Annotated in this window: 9 protein-coding genes; 3 read left to right on the top strand and 6 right to left on the bottom strand. The window is 40.0% G+C overall.

Annotated elements, in window-relative coordinates; all coding sequences use genetic code 11:
• Positions 1-1,623: an NAD(P)/FAD-dependent oxidoreductase gene (locus tag L0668_RS01160; RefSeq protein ID WP_235310226.1), complete on the bottom strand. Its 1,623-nt coding sequence runs from the start codon at positions 1,621-1,623 to the stop codon at positions 1-3.
• Positions 1,624-1,772: 149 nt separating this feature from the next.
• On the opposite strand from L0668_RS01160, the gene fdxA reads away from it, so the two are divergent.
• Positions 1,773-2,096: a ferredoxin FdxA gene (gene fdxA / locus L0668_RS01155; protein WP_235310225.1), complete on the top strand. Its 324-nt coding sequence runs from the start codon at positions 1,773-1,775 to the stop codon at positions 2,094-2,096.
• 1 nt (position 2,097) lies between these two features.
• On the opposite strand, the gene L0668_RS01150 is transcribed toward fdxA, so the two are convergent.
• Positions 2,098-2,514 carry a putative quinol monooxygenase gene (locus L0668_RS01150; protein ID WP_235310224.1) on the bottom strand — a complete coding sequence of 139 codons (417 nt, stop codon included), beginning with the start codon at positions 2,512-2,514 and terminating at the stop codon, positions 2,098-2,100.
• 158 nt (positions 2,515-2,672) lie between these two features.
• Between L0668_RS01150 and L0668_RS01145 the strand changes: the two genes are divergently transcribed.
• Complete coding sequence (locus L0668_RS01145; protein ID WP_235310223.1) at positions 2,673-4,460, top strand: cation:proton antiporter; 1,788 nt, start codon at positions 2,673-2,675, stop codon at positions 4,458-4,460.
• A gap of 59 nt (positions 4,461-4,519) precedes the next feature.
• On the opposite strand, the gene L0668_RS01140 is transcribed toward L0668_RS01145, so the two are convergent.
• The 3 genes from L0668_RS01140 to topA form a co-directional block, all read right to left on the bottom strand.
• Entirely contained in the window at positions 4,520-4,918 is a 399-nt protein-coding gene (locus L0668_RS01140) for an SRPBCC family protein (protein WP_235310222.1), read from the bottom strand.
• 44 nt (positions 4,919-4,962) lie between these two features.
• Entirely contained in the window at positions 4,963-5,535 is a 573-nt protein-coding gene (locus L0668_RS01135; protein WP_235310221.1) for a DUF2058 domain-containing protein, read from the bottom strand.
• Positions 5,536-5,646: 111 nt separating this feature from the next.
• The gene (gene topA / locus L0668_RS01130; protein WP_235310220.1) at positions 5,647-8,286 is read right to left on the bottom strand and encodes a type I DNA topoisomerase; all 2,640 of its coding nucleotides are present in this window, start codon (positions 8,284-8,286) and stop codon (positions 5,647-5,649) included.
• A 302-nt stretch (positions 8,287-8,588) separates the two neighbouring features.
• Between topA and astB the strand changes: the two genes are divergently transcribed.
• A complete protein-coding gene (astB, locus tag L0668_RS01125) occupies positions 8,589-9,929 on the top strand; it encodes an N-succinylarginine dihydrolase (protein ID WP_235310219.1) in 1,341 nt (446 codons plus the stop codon).
• A 69-nt stretch (positions 9,930-9,998) separates the two neighbouring features.
• Here astB and L0668_RS01120 read toward each other — a convergent pair whose 3' ends face one another.
• Positions 9,999-12,635: an Ig-like domain-containing protein gene (locus L0668_RS01120; RefSeq protein ID WP_235310218.1), complete on the bottom strand. Its 2,637-nt coding sequence runs from the start codon at positions 12,633-12,635 to the stop codon at positions 9,999-10,001.
• Positions 12,636-12,775 lie beyond the last annotated feature (140 nt).

Raw genomic sequence — 12,775 nt, 5'->3', positions numbered from 1 at the left:
TTAAGACTCACTTAACGTGTGTTTAGCTAACATATCCAAAGCTAAAGCTTCAGCTACTTTAATACCATCTATGCCGGCCGACCAAATCCCCCCAGCATAACCAGCACCTTCACCCGCAGGGTACAAACCTTTGGTATTAACACTTTGATAATCCTTGCCACGTTTAATACACACAGGTGACGAGGTCCGAGTTTCCACTCCAGTTAACAAACCATCGGCTTTAGCAAAACCTTTTATTTGACGATCAAATGCTGGTATTGCTTCTCGAATAGCGGCAGTCACATAATCTGGTACCACTTTGGATAAATCAGTTAAAGTAATGCCTGGCGTGTATGAAGGATTTACCCCTCCCAATTCTTCACTCGACTTGCCTTGTAAAAAGTCTCCAATAAGCTGCGCAGGGGCGTGATAATTTTCACCGCCCACCTTGTAAGCCAGTTCTTCTAAACGTCGCTGTAAATCAATACCCGCAAGAGGATGTTCTGGATAATCTTTTTCAGGAGTGATACCCACCACTATGGCGCTATTGGCATTACGTTCGTGACGAGAATATTGACTCATACCATTCGTAACTACCCTACCCGCTTCAGAGGCAGCTGCTACCACAGTGCCACCTGGACACATACAAAAGCTATAAACGGAACGGCCATTTTTACAGTGATGCACCAATTTATAATCCGCTGCACCTAAAATGGGGTGGCCAGCATTTTCACCAAATCGACACTCATCTATCATAGATTGTTCATGTTCAATTCTAAAACCGATAGAAAATGGTTTAGCTTCAACGTACACACCAATATCAAACAACATTTGAAAGGTATCACGGGCACTGTGACCTAAAGCGAGTATTACATGTTCACAGGCCAAATATTCGTCAGTAGACAGATGTAAACCTTTCACTTGATTATCTACCAAATCTATCTTATCTACACGTGTACTAAAACGAATTTCGCCGCCTAGCTCAATAATTTGAGCGCGCATTTTCTCCACCATATTGACCAATTTAAAAGTACCAATATGGGGTTTACTAACATACAAAATTTCTTCCGGTGCGCCAGCGGCTACAAACTCATTGAGCACTTTACGACCGTAATGTTTGCGATCTTTTATCTGACTATATAATTTACCATCAGAAAAGGTCCCCGCCCCCCCTTCACCAAACTGCACGTTTGACTCGGTATTAAGTGGCTTTTTGCGCCAGAAACCAAAGGTATCTTTGGTGCGCTCACGCACCTCTTTACCTCGTTCTAAAACAATTGGTCTAAAGCCCATCTGAGCCAATATTAAAGCGGCAAATAAACCACAAGGGCCTAAACCCACCACCACAGGACGACTCGCCAATTCAGCTGGAGCTTGGGCCACAAACTGATAAGTCATGTCAGGGGTTTCTCGAACATGGGGGTCGTTAGAAAACTGCTCTAGCAAATTCGCTTGCTCAGCAAGCTCAACATCTAGGGTGTAGATCAATAAAATGTCGGCCTTGTTACGGGCATCATAGGCACGTTTGTGCACCTTAAAAGACTGTATTTGTTTTTGACTTATATTTAATTTATCGCAGATGGCTTGTGCCAGTGCTGGCTCTTCATGATTTAAGGGTAGTTTAATTTCGTTAAGACGTATCATGGTGCGGTTACTCTTTATTTGTGGGGTCGATAATTATTCGACAAGATGACAATTATTATATCAATAATTTTAGGGTTTACTTGCCTTTTCAATCCGCTACTTTATGATCGGCTGTAGAATGACTCTCAATCAAGATAATGTAACTTTATATGACCTTTGTGGTAACCGACAACTGCATCAAGTGTAAATTCACCGATTGTGTACCTGTGTGCCCAGTTGATGCATTTCATGAGGGCGAAAACTTCTTAGCCATCAACCCCGATGTGTGTATTGATTGTGCTTTATGTGTACCAGAATGCCCAGCCGAAGCCATTTACCAAGATACTGAATTACCCAAAGAACAAAACCATTATTTAAAAATCAATGCAGATTTATCAGAGATTTGGCCAAACATTACTGAGCTAAAAGCCGCCCCCGCTGATGCAGAAGAATGGAATGGTGTAGCCAACAAACTCCCCATGTTAGAGAAGTAACTTAAGGGCTGTTGATCCCATCTAATCCGATTGGTTTACCTATTTGATGTTGCATATTCGTAATCAAAGGTTTGGCCTGAGTAATTAAAGCCAATACCTGTGGGTTGGCTAAGGACGCTTGGTGAGCGGCTTTATTTTCCCATACTTCAGTAATCAGGATGGTATGTTCATCACTAACGGATAACTGCACTATATAAGCCTGACACCCAGACATAGCCGTTACCAACTCTTGTGCTTTAAGCATAATGACTGCTAGTGCTCCCCCCTTGCCCGCTTCAGCAGTTAAGGCTACTTGCATTCCAAATTTTGTATTGTCCAAATGAATTGACTCCCCTTGTTGAGACTTCGCAAATGTGTAAAAAGATCCAACTAACAATATCATGCCAAACTTTGGCCCAAAACTATGTAAATCAATCATGATTATTTCCTTATATCAATAATAATCGCGCACAATACCAACCATTTACTGACAACATTATGTCAGTAGGGTTTTCGGTTGCTTTACCACCTCAAAATATGCTTTGATTACTGAATGAGCTAAATCATTAGCTAACCAATAAAGAGAAAGGATGTAACTTGAACGATCCCATTATTTTGTTAGTCGCAGTAGGGCTTATTTCTATTGGCTGTCAGTTTATTGCTCATAAAATCAAACTACCGGCCATTCTTCCTTTATTATTGGCGGGCATTATAGTTGGTCCAGTCACTGGAGTTATCGACGCAGATGCATTATTTGGTGATCTACTGTTTCCTATTGTATCGCTCTCGGTTGCCATCATTTTATTTGAGGGTGCACTAACACTAAAAGTAACAGATTTAAGTGGTCATGGCTCTATGGTGCGTAATTTGTGCACCTACGGCGCATTGGTGACTTGGGTTATTGCTTCCCCAATAGCTCACTATGGATTGGGTATGAGTTGGCAAATGGCCTTTTTGTTTGGAGCTATTGTAACTGTCACAGGCCCAACTGTGATAGTGCCTATGCTGCGAACTGTGCGTCCAAGTACAAAAGTGGCAAATATTTTACGTTGGGAAGGGATTATTATTGATCCCGTGGGAGCTTTATTAGCAGTATTAGTTTTTGAATACATTATTTCAACTCAAAACGCTCTTAGTCATACCTTAATGGCTTTCACTTTAACCATTTCAGTGGGAGTAGGTTTTGGTGTGATATTTGGATATTTACTGGGCTTTTTAATCAGAAACAATCTTATTCCTCATTATTTAATCAACACAGCTGCCCTGACTCTTATGTTAGGTGCCTTTGCAGGCTCTAACCTGATTGCTCATGAATCTGGCCTATTGACTGTGACCATTATGGGCATGTGGCTAACCAATATGAAAAAAGTCGATGTGGATGGCATTATTGAATTTAAGGAAACCTTAAGTGTTTTGCTTATTTCTGGCTTGTTCATTTTGCTGGCATCGCGCATCGAACTGAGTGCCATCCTAAATTTAGGTTGGGGTTCTATTTGGGTACTATTCGGTATTTTATTTATTGCTAGGCCAATTTCCGTTGGACTATCGTCTTTAGGAACAAGCTTAACTTGGCAGGAGGTTGCTTTATTAAGCTGGATTTCCCCAAGAGGTATAGTCGCAGCTGCGGTATCTGCATTATTCGCCCTAAAACTCGAAGCACTAAACTACGCACAAGTTGACTTATTAGTGCCTATGGTCTTTTTAGTGATTATTGGCAGTGTAGTATTACAAAGTTTTACCTCAGTTAAGGTGGCCAAATTTTTAGGTATGCGTGCTCCCGCACCACATGGTTTCTTGTTGTTTGGAGGCGGTGAGTTCGCTAGGTTATTTGCCAAAGAATTAATTAATCAAAAAGTCACTGTGTGTCTAGCGGATACCAACTGGGAAACCATCAGTAACGCTAGGATGGAAGGTATTCCAACTTATTTTGGTAACCCAATATCTGATCACGCATCGCGCACTTTAGATATTTCGCAATTTGGTAAAGTATTAGTTATGTCGCCTTATAAACAGCTTAATCCGCTGGTTACCTATCATTTCGAACATCAAATAGGCAAAGGTGCCGTTTACGGTTTGAATACCCGAGAAAACCATACTCTATCGAGTCATAAAGTATCAGAGTCCTATGCACAAAAATTAGGCTTGTTTGCTGCAGATGTTAATTATGGAAAATTAGCCAGTTACACCGCTAAAGGCGGTATTATTAAAACTACTCGTCTGTCAGATGAATTTACGTTTGAGGACTACCAACAAGAGTATGCTGGCCGGTTATTGCCTTTATGTGCCATAGAACCTAAAGGGCGAGTGCATATGTACACCACATCCAATGGCGTAAAACCTAAGGCTGATTGGCGAATAATCAGTTTAATTAAAGCTGAGTCGTAATACAGAATAAAAAAGCTGAATAACAAAATGGTATAAAAATAACGGAATAATTCAACTGATTATTCAGCGCCTTCTAAAAATGTACAAAAGCCTATTATATAGCTATCCCAGCCACTGGCGTGTATATCAGCACTTTGTTGCTTTTTAAACCCTGAATGTTGCAACTGAATTTCTGTGCCTTCAGGTATTGAAGTAAACCGCACGTCAATTTCAGTGATTTCACCATCTTTATTCCACTCCCAAGTATACCTGAGGTGAGACTCTGGCTCGGCAATCAAAAATCGTCCTTCATTTGAACTAGTATATTCAGGGCTCTTCATAATCAATCGATAATGCCCTCCTACTTCTGGCAAAATATCCATCCTGGTTGCAGGCGAAATCACTGTGTTTGAAGATACCCAAGCTGCGTACACAGTTTTTAGTGGAAACGGCACTATATAGTGTTTTGTCACATTCATTGGGCATACTCAATTAATTGGCAAAGGTAAGGTTAAACTATAGTTTACCAATTCAAATCGTCTGGGATTTCATAATCGCCATACCAATCATCTTCTTCAGTACTGCTTTTTTGATCTTCAACACTAATGTTATCAGCTCGATAAACTACGCAGGCCTGGTCACGTTCAGCAATTTTATTGGCAACTGGCATGGGCACTAATTCATATCCAGCAGCTAATTTAACTATCGCCAATTTACCTTGACTAATCTGTTTTTGTACAGCAGGACTTACGTACATACGTTTGATTAATGTTCCATCGGTGAAGTTACACACCACATCTTCTTGGCCTTTTGAACCGCCCGTTTTAGGCTGAATGTTGGTTTCAATAAGCTGTTTAATTTGCGCCGCTACGGCCTTTTTATCTGCCTCTAGTTTGGCTTGCTGATTTAACTCTCTGTCTTTGGCTTTTTTGGCCTCAACCGCCTGCTCTGCAGCAAGTTTAGCTTCATTAGTTTCTTCAACTTTATGTTTTTGTTTCGCTTTTGCTTGTTTATGCTTTTGTTGCCTTACTTGTTTAGCTTTTTTTTTGTCAGCTAAACCAGCTTTGAGTAATTGTTCTTGCAGTGAAAGTGCCATTCTAATGTGCCATTAATTTGAATTAAAATTGGGGTTTAAAAGTAAAACGACAGCCTTAGCTGTCGTTTGTTTTATTATTTTAACCTAAAAATAGTTTAATTGAGATATTAACTATTTAGGTTTTTTACGTTTATCTTCAGCTTTCCATTTACCATCAGTGTACCAAGCAGACCAGCCAGATGCTTTACCATCTTCTTTTTCTGACATGACATACTGTTGTTTAGTTTTTCGACTATACCGCACAATCGTTGGGTTACCGTCAGGATCGGCAGCTGGTGCATCAGCTAAATAATAAAACTTAGGTGAAATTCGATCTCTAAAGCGAGCCAATTCAGCCACTTGCGGAGCTCGAGTTTCCCTAGATTTAGGGAAATTGTGAGCGGCTAAGAAAATACCAGAAGCCCCGTCTCTCAACACAAAATGAGCGTCTGACTTAGTACATTCTAATTCTGGCAAATCTGTAGGATCTTCTTTAGGTGGCGCAGCTTCGCCATTTCTCAATAACTTACGGGTATTTTTACACTCTTCATTAGTACAACCGAAATATTTACCAAATCGACCACTTTTAAGTTCCATGTCAGATTGGCACTTATCACATTCGATAATCGGCCCTTCATATCCCTTTATTTTAAAAGTACCAGATTCTACATACACGCCTTCACAAGTGGGGGTATTACCACATACATGTAATTTACGCGTTTCGTCAACTAAGTAACTGTCCATCGCAGTTCCACAGACATCGCAGCGACGTTTTGAGCGTAATAATTCAGTTTCTAATTCTTCATCATCATCCACTTTAACCACTTCATCACCAGCAGTTAAATTCATGGTGCCAGTGCAGCGTTCTTTGGGGGGTAAACTGTAACCAGAACATCCCAAAAATACACCTGTACTAGCGGTACGCACATTCATTGGACGTTCACATTTAGTGCATGCAATATCCGTAGGTACAGCTTGATTTAAGCGCATACCACCTTCTTCAGGTGGTTTTTCGGCCAAAATCATTTTTTGTTCAAAATCAGTATAAAAGTCGTTTAAAACGTCTTTCCACTTCAATCTTCCACCGGCTATTTCATCTAATTTTTGTTCCATGTTGGCGGTGAAGTCGTAACTGATTAAATCATCAAAATTTTCTAATAAACGGTCATTAACTATTTCGCCCATTTTCTCAGCGTAAAAACGCTTACTTTCAATGCGAGCATATCCTCTATCTTGAATGGTAGAAATAATACTGGCGTAAGTAGAAGGTCGGCCTATGCCGCGTTTTTCAAGCTCTTTAACCAAAGATGCTTCGTTAAACCTAGCAACGGGTTTAGTAAAATGCTGTTTAGGATCGAGTGTTTTAAGATCAAGACTCTGACCTTCTTTAACATCAGGCAACAACAAGTCTTCTTCGCCTTTTTTGCGCTGGGTATTTTGTACCTTTGTCCAACCATCAAACTTTAATACACGACCTTTAGCAGTTAACTCAAAATCCCCTGCTTTCACACGAATAGTACTAGCATCATATTTAGCATTGGTCATCTGACATGCCACAAACTGGCGCCAAATAAGCTCATATAAACGCTGAGCGTCACGCTCTACTTCACTGATAGATTCAGATTTAAGTAATACATTTGAAGGTCGAATCGCTTCGTGAGCCTCTTGTGCGCCTTCTTTGCTACCATATTTAATTGGATTATCGGGTAAATATTTAGCACCAAAATTGTCTGTAATGTAATCTCGACAACTTTCCACCGCTTCTTTACTCAAATTAGTAGAGTCAGTACGCATGTAGGTGATATGACCGGCTTCATACAAACGCTGAGCCATCATCATGGTTTTCTTCACACCGAAGCCTAATCGAGTACTCGCCGCTTGTTGCAAAGTTGAGGTGATATAAGGAGCAGAAGGTTTACTTTGAGTCGGTCTAGATTCTCGGCTTTCCACTTTATATTCAGCACTTTGCAGAAACGAAACGGCTTTATCTGTTTGAGCTTTGTTGACTGGTTTAAAGGCTTTACCCTTCTCTTTGGCCACTAACATGCGCAAGCCAGTATTTTTCTCGGTATTTAAGTCGGCGTGAACATCCCAAAACTCTTCGGGAACAAAGGCTTTGATTTCTCTTTCACGTTCAACCACTAGCCGCACAGCGACAGATTGCACTCGACCGGCCGACAAACCTCTGGCGACTTTTTTCCACAATAATGGCGAAACCATAAAACCCACAACACGATCTAAAAATCGTCTTGCTTGTTGGGCATTCACCATTTCAATATTAAGTTCTGTGGGCGTAGCAAAAGCATCTTGTATCGCATTTTGAGTGATTTCGTTAAACACCACTCGCTGAAATTCTTTGCCAGGTTCATCGATTAACTCGCGCAAGTGCCAAGCGATCGCCTCTCCTTCTCTATCCAAATCCGTCGCGAGGTATACTGTGTCAGCGTTTTTAGCTAGCTTTTTTAATTCGTTGACGACTTTTTCTTTCCCTTCGAGTACGTCGTAATGTGCTTTCCAGTCTTTTTTAGGGTCTATGCCCATCCGATCGACTAATTTTTTGTAATCGTGTTCACGGAGGTAATTTTCACGCTTTTTCTCAGACAAAAGTTTTAATTCTTTTGCTGGTTTTTTAGGCGCTACTTTGCCAAGAGCCTTGTGTGGAAGGTCTCTAACGTGGCCGACACTAGATTTTACAATAAAATTTTTGCCGAGATATTTATTAATTGTTTTTGCCTTTGCCGGTGACTCGACAATGACTAGAGATTTTGCCATAAATTGGTATTAACCTTTGATTTAATTAGGTTTTTATTAATCAAGCAAACCATTTCACTGATTTACCTGCTAAAAATGCTTTTTAAGATATATCGATAAAATGAATAGAAAACAAGTTCTTCTTCATACTTATCTAATATTCTTTTTTTCAGAGCCTGATTTTCTGTTTAGTTTTTGAGCAGTGCGATTGGCAGACCAAGTAAAAACAGTATAATGCCGAAAAACCAGTCGACTGCAGCCGTATCACTGAGTAATAAAATGCAGTTCAAGTTCAATTAATTAATGCAAGAAGTGAGACCGAAATGACACAATTTGAAGCCAATTTTGACGGTTTAGTTGGGCCGACCCACAATTATGCGGGATTATCATACGGCAATGTCGCCTCACTAAAAAATGCAAGCGCGTCAAGCAGCCCTAAACAAGCTGCTAAGCAAGGTTTAAAGAAAATGAAGGCCCTAGCTGACCTAGGCATGGTTCAAGGTGTTCTCGCCCCGCAGGAGCGTCCTGACGTATATTCACTTAGACGTTTAGGATTCACTGGATCTGATGCGCAAGTTTTACAAGCCGCAGCAAAACAAGCTCCGGCTATTTTTCAAGCCTGTTGTTCGGCGTCTAGCATGTGGACAGCCAATGCAGCGACAGTTTCTCCAAGTGCTGATACCCTTGATGGAAAAATTCACTTCACTCCCGCTAATTTAACCAACAAGTTTCACCGTTCTTTAGAGCCACAAGTTACCGGCAATATTTTACGCGCAACATTCAATAACTCAGATTATTTTTCGCATCACCAACACTTACCTGACAACGAACATTTTGGCGACGAAGGTGCAGCCAATCACACTCGTTTATGTGGTAATTATGGTGAAACAGGGTTAGAGATATTTGTTTACGGACGTCATGCCTTTGATACCAGTAAACCAGCGCCTAAAAAGTTTCCAGCTAGGCAAACATTTGAAGCCTCTCAAGCTGTTGCTAGGCTGCACGGATTGCAGTCTGAAAACGTGGTCTACATTCAACAAAACCCAGATCTAATTGACCAAGGTGTTTTTCACAATGATGTGATATCGGTAGGTAATCAAAATGTACTGTTTTATCACGAACAAGCCTTTAGCAATTCAGATGCGGCATTACAAGAAATCAAACAAAAGTTCAGTGGTAATAACTTACATTTCATTTGTGTAAAAACATCTGAGGTGAGTGTCGAAGACGCGATTAAAACCTATTTATTTAATACTCAGATCATCACCCAAGCTAACGGTGACATGGTTATTATTGCGCCGACAAATTGTCAGGAAAACCCAGCGGTTTCAAATTACCTAGCCAAGTTAGTGACTCAAAACACGCCCATAAAAGAAGTGAAATATTTTGATGTAAAACAAAGTATGCAAAATGGCGGTGGACCTGCTTGTTTACGCCTTAGAGTGGCTTTAAATGAATCTGAGTTAGCCGCGGTTAATCCACATACTTTGATCAATGATCAGCAATTTGAGCTATTAAATACTTGGGTAGATAAACATTATCGAGACGAATTAAAAGTGACAGATCTTAGTGATCCTCAGCTGTTAATCGAATCAAGAACAGCATTAGATGAACTGACTCAAATTTTAGATTTAGGTTCAGTTTATCCTTTTCAACAAATCTAAGATTATACCAATTACCCAACGATTGATTTAGTAATAAAAAAGCCCGAATAAATTCGGGCTTAGATTATTTTATAAAGCGTTTGTACAGGTTCTATTTGCCCCGTCATCGATAAAATTACCGAGATTATCAGGGTCTTCCACTAAGTTAACACCAGAACCAAACGGGTTAGTGTTTGGCGGAGTGCTCTCTATCCTGAGATCAGCAGCTGATGCACCTAGAACATAAAACTGACTAGTTTTTGATTCACTACCTGACACAGGTGTACTGGCGGTAATTTTAACTTGTCCCCAAGCTGCAAAAGTTTTTGCATATCTTAACTCAATAACAGCTTGACCGTTTTCATCAGTTGTTACATTACCATCTATAGAAATAATATTACCTGGGGTTAAATTATTATTACCATTAGTATCTTCATTACTATCTAAAATAGCGTCACCGTCAATATCTTCATTAGAACAGCCAAAAGTTTGTACAGCCACCCAATATTGGAAACTATCTACGTCGGGAAATGCTCTCCAATATCCCTTATAAAATGCAGGGCGAATAACTTGATAATTGACATCTCCTACCTCGGCATTAGGCTCTAGTAATTCAGTGTATTTTACAGGTGTTCCCGTAATGGTTAAGTTTACATTACTGACTGGGTTTGAATTTGCATCCGTAACAAACACAGTGAACTTTTTAAGGTAACTCGTTTCGTCTGGTGCTTCTATCTCATTACCTGTACCAATAGAAATAAACTGCGCTCGATCAGCTATGGTTAACTTAGTGCTGGCTGATAGCTTTGACTCAGACTCAGTAACGGTAATGGTAATACCATCTTCGTTTGTTACTGTATTAGACGTAAATACAGCTGATGCTAAACCATTACTGTCAGTCACTGCTTCAGCAGGAAAAATGTCTCCACCGCTTACATCATCAGCATTAAAGCTAACAGTTTTACCTTTGACTAAGTTCCCAGCTGGATCTCTTAAAATAGCCGTAATAGTACTTTTTTGCCCAGATGGACCTATTGAACTAGAGCTAGCTGATACAATAATGTTATCAACTTCAGTCGCGACAAACTCAACTTGAGTACGAGCGTTGACAATATTACCATCACTGTCCTCTCCTTGAGCAGAAATTAATGCCTTACCAGCATTACTCGATTGAATTTGAATAGTCGCCACGCCTTCACTATTCGTCACAACAGACGAACTTGATAGTTCACCTCTCGTGGTGGTAAAGGAAATATTACCGCCAGCAAACGGGATATTTTCTTTTAACCAGGTTAAATCAATATCACTTATCTGCCCAAGTGGCACATCTTCTTCAGATACATCAGTAAAACTAAAGCTGTCTTGTTGCACACTAATGCTTAAACTACCTATTGCGTTAATAGCACTGGCAGTAATTAAATCTAAACCAGAGTTATCAGCCGTTAAAGTAACAGTGACTTGACCTTCAGCATCAGTAACTAATTCGGTTTGGTCTAATTGATTGTTATTTAAAGAGCTAAGCAAGACTGTTTGATTGCCAATACCTACTCCATCAGAGTTAGCCAAAAATACCGTAAACTCGGCACTTTGCCCTAAAATCACCGAAGGAGGCCCATTAACAACAACTTCTGTACCCACAACTTGAATTTCGATTTCTTTATAAAGTGTCCCTACAGAAACCGAAGCAGTAATGGTTCTATTTTCAGGTTTATTTTGTGTAGACAGTAATGCTTTAGCTATACCGTCTGCACCGGTAACTATTTGTGTTTGCTGCAAACTTGCATCTGAGTCAGCAGAGAAAGTCACCTCAATGCCTTGAAGTAGTACGTTATTAGCGTCTTTTACCAAAGCTAACAACTCTATTTTATCAGAGCCACTTGAAGCTAATTGTATAGAACTTGAAAATAAGTCTAATGACGCTGGTTGTTCATTTATTTGAGTAATACCTGCAGAAACAAATGTCGTTGATTCAGATTCCCCAGTTTCTAGAGTAGCGATAATTTTACCCGCCCCAGAATCATCACCGACTAAAATATCTATAATGGCAACACCTTCATTATTTGTTTTAGCTGTACCCGAATCGTTACTAAAAATAGCTAAACCTTCTGGTTCGAAAGTATAATTAATTAAAGTGTCTGTAATGGGTGTTCCACTGGCGTCAGTGGCGAGAGTCGTTAATCTTAGTGGCGTACCTTCACTCAGTGAATCAGACTCTTCACCTGTTTCAATATTAGTGAAAGTCAAAGAAATTCTATTAGCAGTTCCACCCGTTGTTGTACCTGATGAAGTAAATGCAATTGATACTGGATCTCCTGAGCTTAAACTAGCAGATACTTCCACTCCGCCTGAGTCTTGCCCTACCAAAATATCAATAGTGGCGACGCCTTCACTATTTGTCGGCGCGCTTCCCGAATCATTTGAAAAAATCGCTAAGCCTTCGCGGTTAAAAGTAAAGGTAACCAATGCTTGAGGCATAGCATTACCACTTGCATCTTTTACAGTGGCAGTTAAGCGTAAAGAGTTATCTTCACTTAAGATGCTTGATACCTGTCCTGTTGCAAGACTTGAAAGTTCAAGCTGAATTGTACTTACAGTGGGATCGGTAGCGCCACCGCCAGTATTGCCGCTAGTCCCATTGTCGCGCTCAAGACCACCGCCTCCACCACCACAAGCGAATAATCCAAACAGGATAAATATTCCTAAAAGAGTTTTAACACGCAAAATCATATATCTTTCCTTTCCACTCATTTACTAGGCTTTTAATTAGACCTACACGACAAATTCATATTAATGGTTCAGCTTAACTAACAAAATTGTTAACCTAAGCCCAACCGTATATTTTTTAATACTTTCTTTTAACTAAAAGC

It is taken from the genome of Paraglaciecola algarum, assembly GCF_021532655.1.
In the GTDB taxonomy this organism is placed as follows: domain Bacteria; phylum Pseudomonadota; class Gammaproteobacteria; order Enterobacterales; family Alteromonadaceae; genus Paraglaciecola; species Paraglaciecola algarum.
The sequence above is the reverse complement of the archived record's forward strand: the minus strand, read 5'-3'. Positions and strand labels throughout refer to the sequence as shown.